Origin of the sequence: Paracoccus sp. (in: a-proteobacteria), assembly GCF_030604785.1 — a bacterium.
Classification (GTDB): Bacteria; Pseudomonadota; Alphaproteobacteria; order Rhodobacterales; family Rhodobacteraceae; genus Paracoccus.
This window is the reverse complement of sequence record NZ_JAUVVF010000004.1, coordinates 15,687-35,940: the sequence shown is the minus strand read 5'-3', so window position 1 is coordinate 35,940 and position 20,254 is coordinate 15,687. Positions and strand designations below refer to the sequence as shown.

Below are 20,254 nucleotides of genomic sequence, written 5' to 3'. Positions count from 1 at the left end.
CGAGGAACCTGCGGAACGGGATGATGTTCCTGAACCCGGGGGCTGATCTTTGTTGGTCGAAGGATCGCAGTGCGACCCTAAGGGGTCTCCTCCCGGTCGGAAAACCGGGAGGAGAGGGCTTCTCAGCCGTCGGTCTCGTCGGCCTCCTCGGCGGCAATCAGGGCAAGGATCTGGTCGCGCATCGTGTCCTCCTCGGCCTCGGAGGCCAGGATTTCCTGGACCTCGGCGGCCTGATCGGCGTCGATCGCCGCGACCGCTTCCTCGTCGAGGCCAAGCTCGATCAGTTGCGCGCGCAGGTCCGAGTCCATCTCGGCATAGGCGAAGGCGGCCGAGCCGAGGGCAAGCATCGATGCGGCACCGAGAATGCAGGCGAGTTTCTTCATCTTCCGTTCTCCTGTTGCTGTTGACGTTGCGGTTGGGGTGCGGGGGGAGGCAACGGAGCATGCCTCCCGACGCGGGTTACTGGCCCTGTCCGACCGAGAAGCCGGGCGTGCCATCGAAGGTGTAAAGATGTTCCGTCTTGATGAAATCGACCCCGTGCAGGGCCAGTTCGGACAGCAGGTCGATGATGTCCGCCTTGCGGATCGAGGCCCGCCCGGCCGCCGTGAAGCGGCAGCGCCAGTGATCGGTGCAGAACGTCTCGGGCATGCCGTCGGGCCACACCTTCACGCCGCGATTGCTGATCATCCCGAGCGACAGGCGGCCGCGGCCCAGGGGGCGCAGCATGTCGGCCAGGGCCTCGGTCGTGCCGACATGCTGGACAAAGACATCGATCCCGACCAGTTCCTTGCGCGCGGGCTGCCGGTTGCGCGGCGGCGGCGCGGGCATCGCGGGCGCGGCGGCGTAGCGGGCCACGGGCAGGCTTCTGGGGCGGTGGCCCATGCGGTCGATGACGGCCTGGGCGAAATCGGCGGTGCCGACGGCGCGGCGCGAGCGCCCTTCGCGGTAGATGTCGAAGGTATGAACGCCGTCCTCGATCGTGCGCGCCCAGGCGTTGCGCACCCGCTCGGCCACGCGGATCTGGCCCAGATGCGCCATCATCATCGCGCCCGCCAGAAGCAGGCCCGACGGATTGGCCATGTCCAGCCCGGCCAGCCGCGGGGCGCTGCCATGGACCGCCTCGAACATGGCGAAATCCGTGCCCAGATTGGCCGAGGGCGCCAGCCCCACCGATCCCGAGATCTGCGCCGCGATGTCGCTGATGATGTCGCCATAGAGGTTTGGCACGACGATCACGTCAAAGGCATGGGGCGTGTCGGCCAGCATCGCGGCCCCGATATCCACGATCATGTGCTCGGTCTCGATGTCGGGATAATCCTCCGCAATCTCGTCGAAGACCCGGTGGAACAGGCCGTCGGTCAGCTTCATGATGTTGTCCTTGGTGAAGCAGGTGACCTTCCTGCGGCCATGCGCGCGGGCATATGCGAAGGCATGGCGAACGATGCGCTCGCAGCCGGGGCGCGTGATCAGTTTCAGGCATTGATAGACCTCGTCGGTCTGCCGGTGCTCGATACCGGCATAGAGGTCCTCTTCGTTCTCGCGGATGATGACCACGTCCATGTCGGGATGGCGCGTCTCGACAAAGGGCGCGTAGGCGCTGACCGGGCGCACATTGGCGTAAAGCCCCAGAGTCTTGCGGATGGTGACGTTCAGGCTCTTGTAGCCGCCGCCCTGGGGCGTGGTGATGGGCGCCTTGTAGAGAACCCGCGTCCGGCGCAGGCTGTCCCAGGCCTCGGGGGCGATGCCAGCGCCGTGGCCGGCCTTGTAGACGTCTTGCCCGACCTCGATGCGTTCGATGGCCAGACGGGCGCCGGCCGCCGTCAGGACGCGCAGGCAGGCCTCCATGATCTCGGGGCCGATGCCGTCGCCATGGGCTACCGTGACGGGCGCGGCCTGCTGCGCGTCGTCGCGGGCCGAGGGCTCTGTGGGAACGAATAGCTGGTTCATTGAGGCCTCTTGGAATGGGATCAGGTCAGGGTGGAGATGGAAGGGGCGGGCCGCCCCGGCTGGCTCCAGGCAGCGAAGGCCTGCCGGAACGGAGCCGTCCTCTCCGGCATCTCCGACGACACATACGCCCGACGGGCGGGTCTCATCCGCGGCGTGCGAAAAAAATCCGTCGGCGCGAAATCGTTTCCGTTCAGGGGATTAACCGGGCGGTGCGGCGCGTATGTCCGATACGAACCCCGAACCCGGCCGGGGCAGCGGCAGCGCCCCACCGCAATGCCGACAGGATCCGGCCCCCAAAGCGCAGGAAAGGAAAGACTGATGAAAGCTATCTCGAAATCCACCCTCGCCGGAGCCATCGCCTCGTTCGGCGCGCTGCTCATCGTGATCAGCCCGTGGGTGTCCAGCCTCTATGGCGGTGGCGCGCGCCTCGCCTTCGTGCTGGGACTGGCGGGCGTCCTGGTGGCGGCCAAGGTGCTCTTGCGTCCCTCGGCCGTCGATTCCCTGCTGATGATCGGCGCCGGAGGAGTGGCCGCCCTGTTCGCGGTCATCACGGGCGGCGCCGCGATGTGGCTGCTGCTGCCTGGCGCTGCGGCGATCCTGGGCGCGGGGCTGTGGCTGCGTGCCGCTGATCGGTCGACCGGTGGGAATACGCTCGGCACGTCCTGACGCGCTGCACGCCCGACCCTAAAGGCCGCCCTTCGGGGCGGCCTTTTTTTTCATGTGAGGAAGAGGCCATGAAAAAGCCTGCGGGCAGAAACCCGCAGGCATGGTTCAGGGACAGGCTCAGCCCTCCTGAAGCCGGGTCATCAGGTCCAGCCACGGCTCAAGCAGCGGCTGCGTCTCATCGCTGGCCGCGCCGTCCAGCAAGTGTGTCCGCAGCCTTTCGGCCAGCCTGAGGCGCCAGTCGGGGGCCAGGGTGATCCCCTCGTCGCGCGCCCATTCCAGAACCTGGGGCATGAAGGGCCGCCACTCGATCAGCACGTCCGAGAACATGCGCTCGGGGCGGCGCTCGATCCGGTCCAGCAGGGCGGCCAGCCGCGCCTTGGGCAGCAGGTCCTCGATCGTCTCGACCTCACGGCCCGACAGGCCGTCAAGCCGCACCAGCCGGTCGGCATCGGCGACAGCCATCGCCGCCGCCAGCTCGGCGCCTGCCGCCGTGCCGTCCACGACAAGGCTGGGCGGGCGCGCATCCGCCCCGCCCAGCATCCGCGCCAGAACCGGCATGACCCCCAGCCCGCAGACCGGCGCAAAGATCAGATCCCGCCGGGGCCGGAACCGCCCCGAGGCTATGCAGAGCGTGCGGATCAGCGACAGATAGGTCTGTTCCACCTGTCCCTGCACCAGCACCGGCTGCGCGCCTCCAAGCGTGGCCTCGGCCACGGCAAGGTTCAGCGCGGCGCGCACCACAAAGGCCGCCCCGCGCTGGCTGTCGCGCCCCTCGCCCTCCAGCAGGTCGCCGCTGGCGCGGGTGGAGCCGTCGCGGTCCACAAAGACCTTGCGCGCCCGCGCCAGCCTGTCCGCGTCGATGAGAAACGGCGAATGCGTCGTGTAGAGGATCTGGTTGCGTTCCGCCAAAGCCTCGAAAAAGGCCGAAAGGTCGCGCTGTGCCAGCGGGTGCAGCGAATGGCCCGGCTCGTCCAGCAGCAGGACGCAGTTCTCGTGCCGGCCGCGCGCCTCGTGCAGGAAGACCAGAAAGAAGCTGAGAAACCACTGAAGCCCGGTCGAGCGGTGCTCCAGCTCGACCTCTTGCGGGCGGCGGCTGTCCGAGACCCAGATCCGGAAATGATTTCCATCCGCCTCGAACCGAAAGCGGTAATCGCCCTGCAGCCACCATTCGCCAAAGCGCTCGGTCAGCTTGGTCCCCGCCGATTGCAGCAGGATCGAGCGCGTGCGCTTGGCCTCGGCGATCCGTGCCAGAAGGTCGGCATCGGGGATCTCGTCCTCGCCCCTGGCCCGCTGCCACAGCGTGCGGATCCGCGCCTTGTGACCCTCTTCGGCGATCTGGCGGCGTTCGGCTTCCTCGCGCAGGTCGCGGAAATCACGGCCCAGTTCCAGGATCTCGGAGGCCTGCAGGCCGACGAAGTCGAACAGCACCCGCAGCGTGCGCGCCTTGGCGCCCTCCTTCGCGCCCAGATCGGCGCGGCCCATGTTCTCGACGACATGGGGCAGGTAGATCTCGCTGTCGAGATTGCCGTAATTCGAATAATAGACGAAGCGCGGCAGGTGGTCGATGATCCACTGGCGCACCTCGTCACGGCTGGCCGGGTCGGGCGACATCATCGCGGCCATCTGCTGGCCAAGCGTCTTCTGCAGCGAGCGCAGGACGGGAATGACCAGACTGCTGGCGGGCGGCATGGCCGGGATCAGCGCGCCGACCGCGTTGCGCGCCAGGCGCAGGTCGTTGCCGGTGACGCGCGCGGGACCGTCACTCTCGGTCAGAAGCCGGGCGACAAGCTGCAGCGCCTCGTCCCGCAGATCCGTCCCGGCCGGGACGGCCCGCAGCGCGGCATGCGCCTCGCGCAGGGCGTCCAGGGCGGTGCGCAGCGCCTTGCCCTCATCGCGCAGCGCGGCGGGCAGGGCCGTCTGATAGCTGCCGTCATGGCAGCGCGAGACGCTGACCCGGCGCGCCTGCTCGACCGGAATGCCCGCAAGCGCGGCCAGCGCCCCGGCCTGCGCGCCGGTGTCGAATTCTGCCGTGACAAACGGGAACTGCCCCGGCGCCGCCCTGATCGCGGCAAAGAGCGATTTGGGATAATCCGAGGTCGGCTGAAGCTCGCCCCCGCTGGCCGGGTTCAGCTTCCACAGGGGCAGCAGCAGGTTCGTCTTGCCGGATTCGTTCACGCCGATCAGAGCGGTGACGTGATCCGCCGAAAGCCATCCCGAATCCGCGACCGAGCGGAAATTGCTGACCCGGTATCGCAGCAGCGTCAGGCCCGTCGGTTCGGGTCGCACCGACCGGTCCGTCATGGCGTCCTGCCGGGGGAAATTGCTTTCATGGCGCATGTTCTCCTGCCTTTCGTGATGTCAGAGGTTTCCTTCGGTTGCGGCACCCGATGTGCCCGACGGATCGGGGATCACGCTGGCGCGCGGCCCCGAAGCCAGATGAAGCGCCATGACCAGCGCAATGAGGATGAGGATCGCGGTCTGGGCCAGCCGCCAGTCGAGGGCCCGCGCGGCAATCTGGCGGGGCACCTGCACCGACAGGCGGCGCAGCCCGCGCTGCCGGACCGCCACCACGCGCGTCAGCCGGGCGCGCGCGGCGCGGAAAGGCGTCAGAAGCTGCGCGGCAAAGACTGCCGGCCCGATCCGCCGTGCATGAGCCTCCAGCCCTGCGCCAAGCGCGATGGCCAGCCCCGCTGCCACGGGCCAGAGCGGCCCGGCGCTGGCTTGGGCAAGGGGCGCGCCGGCGGGACCGGCCAGCCAAGGCCAGAGCGCGGGCAGCATGACCGCGCCTAGGGCCAGCCCGAGGAAGGGCAGGGCGATGGCCTCGGGCGCCACGGCCTGCGGCGCGCTCGGAGACTGGCGGGCCAGCAGGAACAGGTGGCGCGCCATCAGCAGCGTCGTTGCGATCCCCGACAGTGTCAGCGCCACCACCAGCCAAGGAAGCCACACGGCCGAGCCTGCGGCCAGTGCGGTCTTCAGCGTCTCTTTTCCCAGGGCGCCCGAGGTGGCGGGCAGGCCCGCCAGCACCAGCGCGGGCAGGGCCAGCGCCGCCAGCATCAGCCAGCGCCCCCTGCCGAGCGGCTGCGCCGCCACCGCGCCGACGCCGAGGAACAGCGCCCCCTTGGCCAGCGCATGATGCGCCGCCAGAAAGACCAGCGCCGGCAGGATCGCGGGCCAGGCCTCGGGCGCCAGCAGGCCCGCACCAAGGCCGAGCGCGATGATCCCCATCTGACTGACGCTGGAATAGCCCAGAACGGCCTTCGGGTTCGTCTGCTGGACGCCAAGAAGCAGCGCGGCGAAGATCGTGACCAGCCCTGCCGACATGACCAAGGGTCCCAGATCGTCGAAAGCGGTCACGCCAAGGGGCAGCGTGGCGATCATTCCAAACAGCCCCGCCTTGATCATCGCGCCCGACAGGACCGCGCTGGCCGGGACCGGCGCTGCGCCATGCGCCGGCGGCAGCCAGAAATGCAGCGGCACCAGCCCCAGCTTGACCCCGAACCCGGCCAACAGCAGCAACGCGGCCAGCCCGTCCGCCGCGGATGCGCGCAGATCGGCCAGAAGCAGCGATCCGGCCTGCGCCGCCGCCAGGGCCAGCCCTGCGAACAGCGCCAGCTCGCCCGCGATGACAAAGCCGATGTAAAGGCGCGCAGCCGATCGCGCCTTGTCGCTCCGCTCGTGCAGGACCAGCCCGTAGGACGAAAAGCTCATCAGCGCGAAGAAGGCGTAGAAGCTGGCGGCGTCGCGGGCGAGGATCAGGCCCAGATTGCCCGTCATCGCCATCAGGAAGCAGATGCCGAAGGCCGCCGCGCGCGGATCGTCGCGCATCCAGTGCCGCGCGGCGGAGCCGGCCGCGATCCACAGGACCGACGTGAAGGCCAGAAACAGCCGCGAGACGGGGTCGAGGCCGAGTTCTGTCCCCAGAATCAGCCAGTCGCCCCGCAGGACCGGCGCGGAATCGGGCGCGGTCATCAGGGCCAGTGCCAGCGCGGGCATGGGGGCCAGCGGCACCAGCCGCCAGGCCGCCGCGCGCAGGGCGGGCGAGGCAAGGGCCACGGCCAGCATGCCGGGCAGGATCAGGACAAGGGCAAGCGACAGGCCGGTCATGCGTTACTCCCGGTATTCCAGTTCGACGATGAAGCGGGTCCATTCCAGCGGGCTGAAGGGCGCGTTGGCCATCAGCCCCGCCGCCAGCACCAGCGCCGCCGTCACCAAGGGCGGCGCGGCCAGCATCCAGCCGATGCGCGGGCGCGGGGCTTCGGCTTCGGGCGCATCGCGGAACCAGGCGCGGTGCAGCATGGGCAGGAAATAGAGTGCGTTCAGCAGGCTCGATCCAAGAAGCAGCGGGATCACCCAGTCCTGCCCGACGGCCAGACCGCCCTGCGCCAGATACCACTTGCTGACGAAGCCCGCCAAGGGCGGCAGCCCGATCATCGCCAGCGCCGCCAGCGTGAAGGCCAGCATCGTGCCCGGCAGGGCGCGGCCCGCCCCGTCCATCTGGCTGACGCGTTTGACACCCAGGGCCTCGGCCAGGTTTCCGGCGGCCATGAACATGGTGATCTTCATCAGGCCCTGATGGATCAGATGCGCCAGCGCCCCCACCGCCGCCACCGGCCCGGCCAGCGCCACGCCAAGCGTGATGTAGCTGACCTGGCTGACGGTGGAATAGGCTAGCCGCTTCTTGATGTCGTCCTGCGTCATCGCCCGGACCGAGCCGTAGAGGATCGTCACCGCCGCCAGCGCGGCCAGAGGCATGGTAAGGCCAAGCTCGCGGACGGTTTCGATCCCGAAAACCTCGAAGACGACGCGGATGATGCCGAAGGCTCCGGCCTTGACCACAGCGACCGCGTGCAGCAGCGCCGAGACGGGGGCGGGGGCGACCATGGCGATGGGCAGCCAGCGATGCAGCGGCACCAGCGCCGCCTTGACCCCGAGCGCCAGGATCAGGACCACGAACAGCGCCTGCGCCGCAAGGGGCTGGGCGGCTGCCACGTCCGCCATGATCCCGCCCGCAACGAAATCGGTCGTGCCCGCCAGAACCCACAGGCCAAGCGTACCCAGAAGCAGCACCAGACCGCCGGCCAGCGTGTAGATCAGGTAGATCCGCCCCGCCCGCAGCGCCTCGGCCGTGCCGCGATGGATCACCAGCGGATAGGTGGCCAGCGTCAGCAGCTCGTAGAAGACGAGGAAGGTAAACAGGTTGCCCGCCAGCGCGACGCCAACGGTCGCGCCGACGCACAGGCTGAAGAAGCCGAAGAACCGCGCCCGGTGCGGCCCGCGCTCGAGATACCCAACCGAATAGATGGTGGTGATCAGCCACAGGACGGCCGACAGCGCGATGAACAGGATCGCCAAGGGGTCGGCCTGCAGGCGGAATTCCAGCCCCGGCAGGATCGCGAAGGACAGGCCGTGGCGGGCGCCCTGGCCGACCTCCAGCGCCAGCCAGCCGACTAGCGCGACCTTGATCGCCGCCATGGTCAGGTTGATCGCCGTCCGCAGGCGCGCCGCCCGCTCGGGCAGGGCGAAGATGACCGGCGCCGCGCCGAGCGAGGTCAGCAGGATTAGGATCAGAAGGGTCGCGGATTCGGTCATGGCATGGCCCCCCCTGCGCCAAGGTCGATGAAGGCAATGATCGGACCGGCGGCCAGACCCAGCAGCACCGCCGCGCCGGCAAGGATCAGCGGCGCGGCATCCGCCCCCGACCAGCCGTGATGTTCCGCCAGAGGCCCGCCCCGCACGCGGTCAAAGCGCAGGAAGCCCGCCAGAACGCGGCTGAAATAGGCGACCGAGAACAGCGTGCCGATCATGGTGATCGCCACCCAGTGCCAGTAACCGGCCATCATCGCGCCCTCCATCAGCTGCCACTTGCCGATGAAGCCAAGGCTGGGCGGCAGACCGATCAGGTTGATCGCGGCCAGCGCGAAGGTGACCTGCGCCAGAGTCGGGCGGATCGGACTGCGGTCCAGATCGCGGATGCGGTCATGGCCGACCTCGTCCTTGATGCGCCCGGCAGCCAGGAACATCGCGGCCTTGGCGATCCCGTGGGCGAGGATCAGCAGCGCGGCGGCCTTCCAGCTGTCAGAGAGGCCCCGTTCCCCCGCCCGTGCCAGCGCGACGAATATCAGGCCGATCTGCGCGACGGTGGACCAGGCGACGAGCAGCTTCAGCCGGTCGGCCCGCAGCGCCTGGATGCCGCCCCAGATGACGGCGCCCGCGCCCATCAGGCCGATCAGGGTCAGGATGTCCTCGGTCAGGGCGGGCATGTAGCCGGCCAGCCGCAGCACGATGTAAAGCGCGCCCTTGACCACAAGCCCCGACAGCAGCGCGCTGGCGGGGGCGGCGGCATTGGCATGGGCGGCAGGCAGCCAGACATGCAGCGGAAACAGCGCCGTCTTCAGCGCAAGCCCCACGAACATCACCGCCAGCGCCGCCGTCATCGCGGCCGAAGGGGGCGCGGCAATAACGCCGGCAAAGTCCAGCCGGCCCAGTTGCAGATAGATCAGCCCGACGCCCAGCAGGAACAGCAGCGCGCCCAGGATGCTGGCATAGACGTAGTCCAGCCCCGCCCTCAGCGCCTCTCGCGTGCCGCCCAAGACGGTCAGGCCGACGGCGGCCAGGGCGATGATCTCGATCATGACATAGAGGTTGAAGAGGTCGGTTCCCAGATAGACCCCGTTCAGCCCGCTGAGCAGCAGCAGCCAGAGCGGCCAGAAATAGTGCCGCTGGCGGGCGGTGCGATCGCCCGCAAAGGCGTCGATCGCGCTGACGCTGACCAGCAGGCCCACCATCCCGGTCAGGGCCAGCATCGCCACCGACAGCCCGTCGGCGCGCAGCTCGATCCCCAAGGGCGCGCCCCAGCCGCCAAGCGGCACCGTCACCGCGCCGAAGGCCGCCACCCGGTCGGCCATCATCAGCACGCAAAGCGTCGTGGCCGCGACCGTGGCCAGGCCCAGCCCCGCCGCCGCGCGCGGCAGGATGAAGGCGGCAACCGCTCCGAAAAGCGGCAGCATGATGGACAGGGTCAGCCAGTCAGGCCCGGTCATCGGCGGCCTCCAGATCGTGCAGGCGGCGGATCAGGGCCAGCGCGGCGGCGGTCGCACTGAGCATGACGACGATGCCGGTGATGACCAGCGCATGCGGCACCGGATCGGGCGCGGCGGGCGGTTCGCGCCAGGCGCCCACGATCAGCACGAACCCCGCCCCGACCGAGCAGAGCTTCAGCCCCAAGAGCCGCCGCATCCGGTCCTGCAGCGCGATGGCGCCCCACAGGCCGATGCCGAAGACGGCCAGACCGGCCGCGCCGTAGATCAGGTCAGGGGTCATGGCGAAGCTCTCCTTTCAGCGCGGCCGGTTCGCGGCCGTGGAACAGGGCGGTCAGGGTGACGGCGATGGAGATCGTCACCAGACCCTCGATCAGTAGGATCAGCGTCTTGGCGTGGCCTTGCGGATATTCGAAGCTGGCGCGCCCCGCGCCCGCCACCAGCAGCGCGACGGCGGCAAAGGCGACGGTACCCAGAACGAACAGCAGTCGCGCCGTCGCACGGTGGTCCGGATGGGGCCGGTAGAGCCCGGTCAGCAGCAGCATCAGGCCGATGGCCGCCAGCATGGCGCCGCCCTGAAAGGCTCCGCCCGGCGCCTCGGCCCCGGCCCAGAGCAGGTAGACTCCGACGATCGCCGCCGCAGGCAGCGTCAGGCGCGCAAAGCCCTGCCAGATCGGGCCGAGAGAGGGCGCGGGTGCGGCGTCCGCGCCACGCTCGACCTGCCAGACGACGATGATTGCGGCCAGCAGCACCACGACCTCCATCAGGGTGTCATAGGCGCGGAAGTTCAGCAGCACCGCCGTCACCGGGTTGTCGACGCCGCTTAGGGGCATGGCCTCGGCCACGGCGATCTCCAGCCCCGTGACGCGCAGCGGCGAGCCGAGGATGGCGACGCCCAGCCCCGCCACGACTGCCAGCGTCAGGCCCGCATTCAGCGAGGCAACGGCCCGCGGCACCGGGCGTGGGGCCGCGGCGCCCGGTTCCCAGCCGGCCATGCCGCGCGCGCGCAGGTGATGCAGCGTCTTCAACAGCAGCGCGCCGGTCAGGCCGGTGCCGATGGCGGCCTCGGCCAGCGCGACGTCCGGCGCGGCCAGCCGCACCCAGGCCAGAGCCGACAGCAGGCCGAAGACGACGAACAGCACGATCATTGCGAATGCGTCCCGCACAAGCAGCGCAGCAGCCGCGATCGCCACCACCGCCAGCGCCAGCAGCAGGTCAAAGAGAAACAGGGGCTCAGACATCCCGGCCCTCCGCATCGCCGCGCCGCGCATGGCGGGCGATCAGGTGGCCGCAAGTGGCCCCCGACAGGGCGGCGAAGGCGCAGATCAGCGCGATGCGCGCGATATCGCCCACGGACCCGGCCAGCAGCGCCGCGCCCAGCCCGATCAGCGTCAGGCCCAGCCCGTCGGCCTTGGTCAGCGCGTGAAGCTGGCAGTGAAGGTCCGGAAAGCGCAGCAGACCGATCGTCCCGGCCAGAAAGAACAGCGCCCCCGCGCCGATCAGCACCATGGCAACCATCGAGATCATCGCCCCGCCCCCTGGTTCGACAGCGCGACGAAGGCGATCAGCGCGACGGCGGCCAGGATGGCAAAGACCATCGCCACGTCCAGAAAGGCCGATTGCCCGGTCAGGCCCCACAGGACCAGAAGGATCGCGACGGCGGTTGTGCCCAGAAGCTGCCCCGCCATCAGCCGCGCCTCGGGGGCCGGGCCGCGGATCACGCGCACCAGACCCGCCAGCAGGCTGGCCAGCAGGACAAGCGCGACAAGGCCGAGATAGGTGTTCATGCCGCCACCTCGCGGCCCGGGAGGGGGGCGGCGAAGATTGCCGCGATCCGCGACTCGAGATCGCCAAGCGCGCGGTCGTGGTCAAGCCCGGCATCCAGAACGTGGATGACAAGCCGCTGGCCCTCGAGCTCGGCGCTGAGCGTGCCGGGCAGAAGCGTGACCGCATTGGCCAGAACGATGCGGGGGGCACCCTCGGGCAGGGCAGTGCGCCAGGACCGGAAGCCGGGCCGCAGCGGCATTCGGGGCGCGACGGCGCGCAGCGCGACATCGACCGCGCCGCGCACGGCCTGCACAGCAAACCACAGCGCGAAAAGCAGCGTCGGCACCGGGGCCAGCCGCCAGCGGCGCGGATGCGGCATCGCCAGCAGCAGCCCGGCGGCGATGGCCAGCGCGGGCAGGCCGAACACCCACGCATCCAGCCGCCAATCCGTCAGCAGCGACCAGATCAGCGCCAACAGGGCGACGGGCAGGATCAGCCCGCGCAGGCGGTCGCGCAACCCGGCGCGCTCGACCGGCCCGACAGGGGGCGATGGCTGGATCGCGCGCAATTGCGTCGTGGTGGTGATGGCTGTCCGGGCCGCATCAGCGGGGCGTGGCGAGGTCGTCACCCGTGTCCTCCTGTCGGTCGCAAGGTCTTGTGCTTCGGTGGGGGCGCAGCTTGATCCGCCGGCCGGTGCTGGCCCGGTCGGCGTCGATCCTCTGCGGCGTTCTCGCGGCACATACGCCCATGCGCGCGCTTTCATCCCGGCCCTTTGCGAAAATTGCGGCCGGGCCGGTCTGCCGGGTCACGACCGCGTGAGGCGCGGACGAGTTCGCCCGCCCGCGCGTAATCGGGATGCAACGCACAGGAGGACAGCATGACCCACACGATGACTGCCGAGTTCGGCGCGACTGACCGCAAGCATGATCGCTGGAGCCTGGACCGGATCGCCCTGATCTGGGGCCGGCTGCGCCACCGGGACACCGCCGCCTATGAGGCATGGCTGCGTGAGCGCGACAGCACGCTGATCATCGCCGCGCTGCTGCGCCTTCAGGACCGCCAGCTCAAGCGGATCGGCATGACGCGCGCCACGCTGGCGCTGGACGTGCAGATGCTGATGCTGAATGTCGAGCACATGCAGAGGCTGGGCCGCGAGGCGCTGGAACTGGTGGGCGGCACCGATCTGGACGAGGTCGAGCCTGTCGGCCATGAGGCGGCCGCGCGCAACCGCATCGCTGCCGAATAGGAAGCCCGCGCCATCGCCGGCCCGACCAAGCAAACCCGGACCTTTTGGTCCGGGTTTTGCCTTTCCGGGATCAGCGTCCGGCGCGGATGACGCGGGCGACCTCGTCCAGTTGCAGAATGGCGCGCTTTAGGTAGAAGCCCTGGATCTGCAGGTGATTGGCGATCAGGCTGTTCACGCCGCGACCGTTCAGCACGACCGCCGGGCGCTGCTCGGCCGCGTGGCGCAGGCTTTCCAGCGACTGGAACCAGACCTTGCCCAGTCCCTGCGACTGGATCACCCGGTCGAAGTCGCGCCCCAGTTCGCGCAGCAGCAGATAGCTGGCATAAGCCATGCCCTTGTTGGCATAGAAGATGTCGTCGGACTGCGTGTTGATGACGAAATGCCCGGCGGCGATATGGGCGTCGATCAGTGCCGCCCGCGCGCCCAGTTCGTCGGCCATCTGCTCGACCGTCAGCGCCAGAGCGTCGGCGCGTGTCTCGAAGATGGCGGTGTTGCCGGCAATGCGCAGGTTGTAATTGCGCAGGGCGCGCGCGGCGGCCTCGTATTGCACCTCGGCGGGCTGGACCGGCAGCAGCGACTGGTTGAAGTCGAACAACCAGACATCGGTCGGAAATTGCAGCAGGCCGCTGGCGCGCTTGAGATCCTCGTCGATGGCCGAAGAGCCGCGCAGCCGACCGACCTGAATTTCGAGTTGCAGGGTGAAGCGGCCGATCGCGCGCATCATCCCGCGCTGGAAATTGGCCATGTTGTCATGCATCGCGGTCGGAAAGAATGGCGGGTCGTTCGGCGCCCAACGGTTGGTCTGCACCTCGCGCAGGATCAGTGCCTCGGCCATGTTCACCGCATGGCTGCCCCCCGCGACGGGCGAGGGGGGCATGAAGTCCACATCCGCATCGACCGTGCTGAGAAGACTGCCGATCACCCCGTAGAACAGCACCCCCACCAGCAGCAGGGCAAGCGCCAGACGGCGAAGCGCGACGCGCGGTCCCGACGCAAGGAACCGCCGCAGCAATCCCTGCCGGGGCGGCCGGACCGTCGCGCTGTCGATGCTGCGGGCCTTATCCATGGGCTCCTCCTGCTGTCCGGGGCGGCTTGCCGCAATGCGGTCGCCTCTGCTCACATACGCATGGAGGGGATGAATCATCCGCGCCCGTCCCGCCGCCGGATGCCGAAAAAAATGCGTCAGGCGGGGATGAAAGGGGCGGGCGGGGCGTATGTGTGGGACCGCAGCGGTTGAAACGGAGGTGACGGGGTGGGGATCGGGTCCGAGCTGAACAGACACGTGAAGAGCCTGCGCCGTTATGCGCTGGTGCTGACACGCGACGCGGTCTCGGCCGATGACCTGGTGCAGGAGACGCTGACCCGCGCCATCGCGCGGGCGGATACCTGGCAGCCGGGCAGCGATCTCAGGCCGTGGCTGTTCCGCATCATGCACAACGCCCATGTCAGCGATCTGCGCCGCACCCGGACCCGCAACGATGCCGCCCCCGACCTGCCCCGGCCCGTGACGCCCGAGACGCAGCATGACCGCGTCGAACTGCGCCAGGTGCTGCAGGCGCTGGACAGCCTGCCCGAGGCGCAGCGAAGGCCCATCGTGCTGATCGCCCTGCGCGAGATGAGCTATGCCGAGGCCGCCCGCGCGCTGGAAGTGCCGCTTGGCACCTTCATGTCGCGGCTTGGCCGCGGCCGCGAGGCCCTCAGGCGGCTGGTGGGCGGGCGGTGCGCTTCGGCGCGCAAGAACGGTCCGCTGCCCGGCGAGACCCGAAAGGAAGGACGACCTTGAGACAAGCGAAAGACAAAATCCCCGATCCCGGCCAGGATGCCGAATTGCTGGCCTATGCCGACAGGATGCTGCCCGCCGAACGCATGCAGGATGTCGCGGCGGCCTTGGCCCAGGATCCCGAAGCACGCGACGCCGTCGAGGCCTGGCGCGACCACGCCGCGCTGATCCGCGAGGCTGCAGCGCGTGCGGACGGCCTGCCCGCGAACCTGGCCATCGCCGGACTGGAGCGCCAGCTTGCGCGCCGGTTGCGCGCGCGGCGGCTGCGCGGCCTGCTGACGGGCCCGCATCTGCGCAGCGCGGCGGCTGGCGTAATGATCTTTGCCGCCGGCTGGGGCGTGCACGCATTGACCGACCAGCCCCCGATCGGCGCGCTGGCCTATCCCGCACCGGTCGAACGCGCCTTGGGCGGGCATCTCGTCTATGCCGACAGCACCGCAGAAACGCGCCAGTTCGCCGCCGACGAGATTCACCTGGCAGTCCAGCTGATCTCGGACGAATTCGAATATCGCTTCCGCGAGGCCGCGTTCGAATTGCCCGGCCACCGCATCGACGCGGTTCGCTACACCCGCTACGCGTCCGGCCCGGCGGCGTTCTTCACCTATCGCGACGAGGCCGGTCGTCAGGCCACGCTTGCCGTCGAACGCCACCCGCCGGACCGGCCCGATTACGATTTGAAGGTCGAGCCCGCTGCCTTTGGCAGCATTGCCTACTGGACCGATGACGCGCTGGATTACGTCGTCATCGCCTCGGTGGACGCGGACGGGATGCTGCCCCTGATCGCCTCGATCCGCGCTCAGGGCGGGCGCTGATCGCGCGGCCTGACCGGCGGCGCGCAGGCACGGCCAGGAGATGGGGCGGGCGAACAGGCCCGCCCGCCGGGTCGGCCGCGCAATCTGATCCATGGGACGCCTTCGGGCTTGCGGTCGTCGTTATGTGATATAATAACGCTAGCAATCTCAGGAGTCGGACCCGATGCAAAGATTGCTTGCCCCTGCGGCCCTTGCCGCGCTTCTTTCCCCTGTCCTGCCCGCTGCCCTTCACGCCGGTGATGGCGTTCTGGACGTGGTCGCCCCGTTCGAGATCAAGGGCGCCGATCCCGTCGCCTCGGGCAGCATCTTCATCAAGATGGACATCGCCGAGACGCTGGTGAATGCCGATGCCGAAGGGCGGCTGATCCCCGGTCTGGCGCTGGACTGGCAGCCCACGGATGACGGTCTGGAATGGCGCTTCCGCCTGCGCGATGATGTGCTGTTCCATGATGGCACGCCCTTCACCGCCGAGGCCGCCGCCCGCGCGCTGGATGTGGCGCGGGCCAAGCCGGGCCTGCTGGAAACCGCGCCGATCACGGAGATCGCCGCCGAGGATGGCGCGCTGGTCATCCGCCTGTCCGAGCCCTTCGCGCCCCTGCCAGCCTTCCTGTCGGAATATCGGTCGCTGATCTATGCGCCCGCGGCCTATGCCGAGGATGGCAGCGTCTCCGAGGTCATCGGCACCGGCGCCTATCGCGTCACGCGGCTGGAGGCGCCGCTGCGGCTGGAGGCCGAGGCCTTCGCCGACCACTGGGATGGCGCCCCCGCCATCGAGCGGGCGACCTATCAGGCCGTCGGCCGGGCCGAGACGCGCGCCCTGCTGGCCGAAAGCGGCGATGCGGATTACGTCTTCAACCTCGATCCGGCCTCGGTCGCACGGCTGTCGGGTCGCGACGATGTCAGCGTCCTGTCGGTGTCGGTGCCGCGCTCGCTGCTCATCAAGGTGAATGCCGGCCATCCCGCCCTGTCCGAGCCCGAGGCCCGGCGCGCCCTGTCGCTGGCCATCGACCGCGCAGGGCTGGCCGAGGCGATCCTGCGCTATCCCGCTGCAGCGGACCAGATCCTGCCGCCCTCGGTCTCGGACTGGCATTCGGACACGGTCGAGCCGCTGGCCCATGACCCGCAGGCGGCGCGCAACCTGCTGGCGGAACTGGGCTGGGCCGAGGGACCGGACGGCATCCTGACCCGCGACGGCGAGCGTTTCAGCCTGACCCTGACGACCTATCCCGACCGGCCCGAACTGCCCCTGTCTGCGGCGGTGCTGCAGCAGATGTTCGCCGATATCGGCGTCGAGGTGGTCATCGATTCGACGAACTCGTCGGAAATCCCCGTGCGGCATGGCGACGGCACTTTGGACATCGCGCTGATCGCGCGGAATTTCGCGCTGGTCCCCGATCCGGTCGGCACCTTCCTGACCGACTACGCCCCGACCGGCGACTGGGGCGCGATGAACTGGGACAGCGCCGAATTCGCCGACCTGATCCGGGGCCTTGCCCGGGGCGAGGGCGGTCAGGCGGAACGCGACCGCGCCATCGACATCCTCCAGACCGAACTGCCGGTCATTCCCGTGGCCTGGTATCAGCAGACCGCGGCGGTCTCGGCCGGGATCACCGGCGCGGTGGTCGACCCCTACGAACGCACGATCGGCCTGCGGCAGATCCGGTGGGCAGAGTGATGCACCCTGTCCTGCGGGCGATCCTCTACCGGGCGGCGCAGGCCTTGCTGGTCGCGCTGCTGGTCGGGGTGCTGACCTTCCTGATGATGCAGTCGCTGCCTGGCGACATGGCGTTCCGGATCGCGGCCGGCCGCTACGGCTATGATGCGGTGAACGCCCAGGCGGCCGAGGCCGTCCGTCTGGAATTGGGACTGGACCGCCCGGCCCTGGAGGCGTTCGGGGCGTGGTTTCTGGACCTGATGCGGCTGGATTTCGGCACCTCGGTCATTTCCGGCGCGCCGGTGATGGACGAGATCCGCCACCAGCTGGGCGCCAGCCTGCAACTGGCGCTGGCGGCGCTGGCGCTGTCGCTGCTGATCGGCCCGCCGCTCGGGATCCTGGCCGGGCTGAGGGCAGGGGGCTGGCTGGACCGGGCGCTGCTGGTCGTCTCGACCGCGCTGCGTTCGGTGCCGCAATTCCTGATGGGCCTGATCCTGATCGTGCTGGTCTCGATCCAGCTTGGCTGGCTTCCGGCAGCGGGATACGGGCGGGCCGAGCATTTCATCCTGCCCGCCCTGACGCTGGCGCTTGGCCTGGCGGCGGTTTCGGCGCGGATCGCGCGCGACGCGATGGCGGCTGTGGCGGCCAGTCCGCATTACGCATTCGGCCGCTGGAAGGGCCTGTCCGAATGGCAATTGCTGCGCCGCCACGGTCTTCGCAATATCGGGGTGGCCATGGTCACCTATCTGGGACTGCAATTCGCGATGCTTGTCGAAGGTGTCGTGGTGATCGAATCGATCTTCGGCTGGCCCGGCATCGGCCATGCGCTGGTCCATGCGATCTTCGGCCGCGACGTGCCGATGGTGCAGGGCACCGCCCTGCTGCTGGGTCTGGGCTTCGTGGCGCTGAACGCGATGATCGATCTGACCGCGCGCTGGATCGACCCGCGTAACCCTGACAGCCGGAGGCAGGGCTGATGAGCGTGATCCCGACCGACATCCCGCTGCAGGCATCCGCGCGGCCATGGTCGCGGCTGGCCGGGGCGGCGTTGCTGGCGCTGGTCCTTGGCTTTGCGCTGCTGGCGCCGCTGGTCTTTCCCGCCGATCCGCTGCGCCAGAGCCTGCGCCACATCCTGGCCGCGCCCGACGCGGCTTCGCCTCTTGGCTATGATCATCTGGGCCGGTCGCTGACGGCACGGCTGGCGGCGGCACTGCGGCTGTCGCTGGCGATCGCGGCGGCGGCGGTGGCCAGCGCGGCGCTGCTGGGCGTTGCGGCGGGCGTGCTGGCGGCCTGGCGCGGCGGCTGGGTGGACCGCGCCGTCAGCCTGATCGCGGATGCTTTTCTCGCGCTGCCGGGGCTTTTGCTGGTGCTGATCGTGTCGGCCATCGTTCCGGTCACGCCGATGGCCTTCTGGATCGGGCTGACGCTGGTTCTCTGGATCGAGTATTTCCGCCTGACCCGCGCCACCGTCAGCCGCCTTATGGCCGCGCCCGCCATCGAGGCCTCGCGCCTGCTGGGCTTCGGCCCGCTCTATGTCTTCCGCCGTCATCTCTGGCCCGAACTGGCGCCGGTTCTGCTGACGCTCGGCGCCTTTGGTGCGGCGACGGCGATCATGATGATCGCGGCTCTCGGCTTCGTCAGCGTGGGGATGCGTCCGCCCACGCCGGAACTGGGCCTGATGATGGTCGAGCTGCTGCCCTATTACCGCGAGGCGCCGATGGCCCTGCTGGTGCCTGTCCTTGCGACCTTCCTGACGCTGCTGGGGCTGAACCTTGTTGCCGGAGGGCGCCGCACATGAGCGATCTGCTGAAGGCCACGGCCGTTTCGGTCCGGGCGGGATTGTCGCAACTGGTCGAGCCCGTCTCTCTGACGCTGGCGGCAGGTCGGCCCGTCACGATTCTGGGCGAGACCGGGTCGGGCAAGAGCCTTCTGGCCCAGGCCATCATCGGCACGCTGCCGGCGGGGCTGCGTGCCGGCGGGCAGGTCGATGTCGAAGGCTGCAGCCTCGATCTGGCGCATCCTCGCGCGCTGCGCGATCTGTGGGGCCGCGTCATCGCAGTCCTGCCGCAAGAGCCCTGGCTGTCGCTGGACCCGCTGATGCGCGCCCGCGCGCAGGTGGCCGAGGGGCACGCCCTGGTCCGCGGCCTGAACCGGGCCGAGGCCGGGCAGGCAGCCGACCGCGACCTGGCCGGGCTGGGGCTTGCTGAGGCGAGCGCGTCGCGGCCCGACCAGCTTTCGGGGGGTATGGCGCAGCGGCTGGCCCTTGCGGCGGCCCGTGCCGGCGGCGCGCGGATCGTCGTGGCGGACGAGCCGACCAAGGGGCTGGACATCGCGCGCCGCGACGACGTGATCGCGCTGCTGATGCGCGAGGTCGTGCAGGGCGGCGCGCTGCTGACCATCACGCACGACCTGACCCTGGCCCGCCGGATGGGCGGTGAACTGATCGTCATGCTGAAAGGTCGGGTGATCGAGCGCGGCCCCGCCGACCAGGTCCTGTCGCAGCCGCGCCACGACTATACCCGCCGCCTTGTCGCGGCGGACCCCGCCAGCTGGCCCCGGCGCGTGCCGCGCCAGCCGGTGGGCAAGCCCGTCCTGCGGGCCGAGGGCTTGTCGGTCCGGCGCGGCGGAAGGCGCCTTTTCCGGGATCTGGGTCTCGATCTGCATCCAGGCCAGATCATCGGCATCGAGGGGCCGAGCGGTTGCGGCAAATCCACGCTTGGGGATGTGCTGCTGGGCCTGTGCCGCCCCGAGCAGGGAAAGGTGATCCGGGGCGAGGGCATCGCGGCCCGGCGCTTTCAGAAGCTTTATCAGGACCCGCCAAGCGCCTTTCCCCGGCACCTGCCCCTTGGGCGCGCGCTGGAGGATCTTGTCCGGCTTCACGGGCTGGACCGGGGGCGCATTGGGGGGCTGATGGCCCGCCTGCGACTTGACCCCGTCCTGCTGGGCCGCCGCCCGGACGCGGTTTCGGGCGGAGAACTTCAACGCCTTGCGTTGCTGCGCCTGCTGCTGCTGGATCCGGTCTTCCTGTTCGCCGACGAGCCGACCTCGCGGCTGGATCTGATCACGCAGGCGGAAGTCACCGAGCTGCTGGTTGAGACCGCGCGCGAGACCGGGATGGCCCTGTTGATCGTGAGCCACGATCCCGACCTGCTGGCCGGCGCGGCGGACCGGGTGATCCGGCTGGGCGACCATGAAGGTAGCCCGACCGGAGCGGATCTTGTCCGCGATCCTGCGGCGCAGACCGGATACCGCCCCGCGGACAAGCCCGGTTTCGGCACCCGCGTCGCGGCAGAGGTTTCAGGCGCCTGAGCGGGCGCAGGGGCGACCAGCCAAGCGCCCGCGACC

20 protein-coding genes are annotated in these 20,254 nt (G+C 69.6%); 8 read left to right on the top strand and 12 right to left on the bottom strand.

What is annotated here, in order from left to right; genetic code table 11:
* Positions 1-122: 122 nt before the first annotated feature.
* Together QAR72_RS02305 and QAR72_RS02300 are read right to left on the bottom strand one after the other, a co-directional pair.
* The gene (locus tag QAR72_RS02305; protein ID WP_304615747.1) at positions 123-383 is read right to left on the bottom strand and encodes a hypothetical protein; all 261 of its coding nucleotides are present in this window, start codon (positions 381-383) and stop codon (positions 123-125) included.
* 76 nt (positions 384-459) lie between these two features.
* Positions 460-1,947: an NADP-dependent isocitrate dehydrogenase gene (locus QAR72_RS02300; protein WP_304615746.1), complete on the bottom strand. Its 1,488-nt coding sequence runs from the start codon at positions 1,945-1,947 to the stop codon at positions 460-462.
* Between the two features lie 318 nt (positions 1,948-2,265).
* Here QAR72_RS02300 and QAR72_RS02295 point away from each other — a divergent pair, with 318 nt between their 5' ends.
* On the top strand, positions 2,266-2,613 hold the full coding sequence (locus tag QAR72_RS02295) for a hypothetical protein (RefSeq protein WP_304615745.1): 348 nt from the start codon (positions 2,266-2,268) through the stop codon (positions 2,611-2,613).
* 117 nt (positions 2,614-2,730) lie between these two features.
* Here the strand turns inward: QAR72_RS02295 and QAR72_RS02290 are convergent, their stop codons facing one another.
* From QAR72_RS02290 to QAR72_RS02250, 9 genes are read right to left on the bottom strand one after another with little or no spacing between them, the layout of a single operon-like run.
* Positions 2,731-4,950 carry an ATP-dependent nuclease gene (locus QAR72_RS02290; RefSeq protein WP_304615744.1) on the bottom strand — a complete coding sequence of 740 codons (2,220 nt, stop codon included), beginning with the start codon at positions 4,948-4,950 and terminating at the stop codon, positions 2,731-2,733.
* 21 nt (positions 4,951-4,971) lie between these two features.
* A complete protein-coding gene (locus QAR72_RS02285) occupies positions 4,972-6,717 on the bottom strand; it encodes a complex I subunit 5 family protein (RefSeq protein WP_304615743.1) in 1,746 nt (581 codons plus the stop codon).
* Between the two features lie 3 nt (positions 6,718-6,720).
* A complete protein-coding gene (locus QAR72_RS02280; protein WP_304615742.1) occupies positions 6,721-8,202 on the bottom strand; it encodes a complex I subunit 5 family protein in 1,482 nt (493 codons plus the stop codon).
* A complete protein-coding gene (locus QAR72_RS02275; protein WP_304615741.1) occupies positions 8,199-9,653 on the bottom strand; it encodes a complex I subunit 5 family protein in 1,455 nt (484 codons plus the stop codon). The genes QAR72_RS02280 and QAR72_RS02275 overlap by 4 nt, the downstream gene beginning before the upstream one ends.
* Positions 9,640-9,933: an NADH-quinone oxidoreductase subunit K gene (locus QAR72_RS02270; protein WP_304615740.1), complete on the bottom strand. Its 294-nt coding sequence runs from the start codon at positions 9,931-9,933 to the stop codon at positions 9,640-9,642. Before QAR72_RS02270 ends, QAR72_RS02275 begins: the two co-directional genes overlap by 14 nt.
* Positions 9,923-10,891 carry a hydrogen gas-evolving membrane-bound hydrogenase subunit E gene (gene mbhE, locus QAR72_RS02265; protein ID WP_304615739.1) on the bottom strand — a complete coding sequence of 323 codons (969 nt, stop codon included), beginning with the start codon at positions 10,889-10,891 and terminating at the stop codon, positions 9,923-9,925. The genes QAR72_RS02270 and mbhE overlap by 11 nt, the downstream gene beginning before the upstream one ends.
* A complete protein-coding gene (locus tag QAR72_RS02260; protein ID WP_304615738.1) occupies positions 10,884-11,177 on the bottom strand; it encodes a cation:proton antiporter in 294 nt (97 codons plus the stop codon). Before QAR72_RS02260 ends, mbhE begins: the two co-directional genes overlap by 8 nt.
* A complete protein-coding gene (locus tag QAR72_RS02255; RefSeq protein ID WP_304615737.1) occupies positions 11,174-11,437 on the bottom strand; it encodes a monovalent cation/H+ antiporter complex subunit F in 264 nt (87 codons plus the stop codon). Before QAR72_RS02255 ends, QAR72_RS02260 begins: the two co-directional genes overlap by 4 nt.
* Positions 11,434-12,045 (bottom strand): Na+/H+ antiporter subunit E, encoded by a 612-nt coding sequence (locus QAR72_RS02250; RefSeq protein WP_304615736.1) that lies wholly within the window; start codon positions 12,043-12,045, stop codon positions 11,434-11,436. The genes QAR72_RS02255 and QAR72_RS02250 overlap by 4 nt, the downstream gene beginning before the upstream one ends.
* A gap of 249 nt (positions 12,046-12,294) precedes the next feature.
* Between QAR72_RS02250 and QAR72_RS02245 the strand changes: the two genes are divergently transcribed.
* Complete coding sequence (locus QAR72_RS02245) at positions 12,295-12,663, top strand: hypothetical protein (RefSeq protein ID WP_304615735.1); 369 nt, start codon at positions 12,295-12,297, stop codon at positions 12,661-12,663.
* A 70-nt stretch (positions 12,664-12,733) separates the two neighbouring features.
* Here QAR72_RS02245 and QAR72_RS02240 read toward each other — a convergent pair whose 3' ends face one another.
* On the bottom strand, positions 12,734-13,729 hold the full coding sequence (locus QAR72_RS02240) for a DUF2333 family protein (RefSeq protein ID WP_304615734.1): 996 nt from the start codon (positions 13,727-13,729) through the stop codon (positions 12,734-12,736).
* A 216-nt stretch (positions 13,730-13,945) separates the two neighbouring features.
* On the opposite strand from QAR72_RS02240, the gene QAR72_RS02235 reads away from it, so the two are divergent.
* The 6 genes from QAR72_RS02235 (at position 13,946) to QAR72_RS02210 (ending at position 20,218) form a co-directional block, all read left to right on the top strand.
* Entirely contained in the window at positions 13,946-14,446 is a 501-nt protein-coding gene (locus QAR72_RS02235; protein ID WP_304615733.1) for a sigma-70 family RNA polymerase sigma factor, read from the top strand.
* Positions 14,443-15,255, top strand: a complete 813-nt coding sequence (locus tag QAR72_RS02230; protein WP_304615732.1) for an anti-sigma factor family protein — start codon at positions 14,443-14,445, stop codon at positions 15,253-15,255. Before QAR72_RS02235 ends, QAR72_RS02230 begins: the two co-directional genes overlap by 4 nt.
* A gap of 163 nt (positions 15,256-15,418) precedes the next feature.
* Positions 15,419-16,930, top strand: a complete 1,512-nt coding sequence (locus QAR72_RS02225) for an ABC transporter substrate-binding protein (protein WP_304615731.1) — start codon at positions 15,419-15,421, stop codon at positions 16,928-16,930.
* The gene (locus QAR72_RS02220; protein ID WP_304615730.1) at positions 16,930-17,886 is read left to right on the top strand and encodes an ABC transporter permease; all 957 of its coding nucleotides are present in this window, start codon (positions 16,930-16,932) and stop codon (positions 17,884-17,886) included. Before QAR72_RS02225 ends, QAR72_RS02220 begins: the two co-directional genes overlap by 1 nt.
* Positions 17,886-18,707 (top strand): ABC transporter permease, encoded by an 822-nt coding sequence (locus QAR72_RS02215; RefSeq protein WP_304615729.1) that lies wholly within the window; start codon positions 17,886-17,888, stop codon positions 18,705-18,707. The genes QAR72_RS02220 and QAR72_RS02215 overlap by 1 nt, the downstream gene beginning before the upstream one ends.
* On the top strand, positions 18,704-20,218 hold the full coding sequence (locus QAR72_RS02210) for an ABC transporter ATP-binding protein (protein WP_304615728.1): 1,515 nt from the start codon (positions 18,704-18,706) through the stop codon (positions 20,216-20,218). The genes QAR72_RS02215 and QAR72_RS02210 overlap by 4 nt, the downstream gene beginning before the upstream one ends.
* Positions 20,219-20,254: the final 36 nt, after the last annotated feature.

What these genes read in the sequence shown, in the direction of transcription:
- QAR72_RS02305 (WP_304615747.1), bottom strand. Translation starts at nt 383, where the DNA reads ATGAAGAAACTCGCCTGCATTCTCGGTGCCGCATCGATGCTTGCCCTC.
- QAR72_RS02300 (WP_304615746.1), bottom strand. Translation starts at nt 1,947, where the DNA reads ATGAACCAGCTATTCGTTCCCACAGAGCCCTCGGCCCGCGACGACGCG.
- QAR72_RS02295 (WP_304615745.1), top strand. Translation starts at nt 2,266, where the DNA reads ATGAAAGCTATCTCGAAATCCACCCTCGCCGGAGCCATCGCCTCGTTC.
- QAR72_RS02290 (WP_304615744.1), bottom strand. Translation starts at nt 4,950, where the DNA reads ATGCGCCATGAAAGCAATTTCCCCCGGCAGGACGCCATGACGGACCGG.
- QAR72_RS02285 (WP_304615743.1), bottom strand. Translation starts at nt 6,717, where the DNA reads ATGACCGGCCTGTCGCTTGCCCTTGTCCTGATCCTGCCCGGCATGCTG.
- QAR72_RS02280 (WP_304615742.1), bottom strand. Translation starts at nt 8,202, where the DNA reads ATGACCGAATCCGCGACCCTTCTGATCCTAATCCTGCTGACCTCGCTC.
- QAR72_RS02275 (WP_304615741.1), bottom strand. Translation starts at nt 9,653, where the DNA reads ATGACCGGGCCTGACTGGCTGACCCTGTCCATCATGCTGCCGCTTTTC.
- QAR72_RS02270 (WP_304615740.1), bottom strand. Translation starts at nt 9,933, where the DNA reads ATGACCCCTGACCTGATCTACGGCGCGGCCGGTCTGGCCGTCTTCGGC.
- mbhE (WP_304615739.1), bottom strand. Translation starts at nt 10,891, where the DNA reads ATGTCTGAGCCCCTGTTTCTCTTTGACCTGCTGCTGGCGCTGGCGGTG.
- QAR72_RS02260 (WP_304615738.1), bottom strand. Translation starts at nt 11,177, where the DNA reads ATGATCTCGATGGTTGCCATGGTGCTGATCGGCGCGGGGGCGCTGTTC.
- QAR72_RS02255 (WP_304615737.1), bottom strand. Translation starts at nt 11,437, where the DNA reads ATGAACACCTATCTCGGCCTTGTCGCGCTTGTCCTGCTGGCCAGCCTG.
- QAR72_RS02245 (WP_304615735.1), top strand. Translation starts at nt 12,295, where the DNA reads ATGACCCACACGATGACTGCCGAGTTCGGCGCGACTGACCGCAAGCAT.
- QAR72_RS02240 (WP_304615734.1), bottom strand. Translation starts at nt 13,729, where the DNA reads ATGGATAAGGCCCGCAGCATCGACAGCGCGACGGTCCGGCCGCCCCGG.
- QAR72_RS02225 (WP_304615731.1), top strand. Translation starts at nt 15,419, where the DNA reads ATGCAAAGATTGCTTGCCCCTGCGGCCCTTGCCGCGCTTCTTTCCCCT.
- QAR72_RS02220 (WP_304615730.1), top strand. Translation starts at nt 16,930, where the DNA reads ATGCACCCTGTCCTGCGGGCGATCCTCTACCGGGCGGCGCAGGCCTTG.
- QAR72_RS02215 (WP_304615729.1), top strand. Translation starts at nt 17,886, where the DNA reads ATGAGCGTGATCCCGACCGACATCCCGCTGCAGGCATCCGCGCGGCCA.
- QAR72_RS02210 (WP_304615728.1), top strand. Translation starts at nt 18,704, where the DNA reads ATGAGCGATCTGCTGAAGGCCACGGCCGTTTCGGTCCGGGCGGGATTG.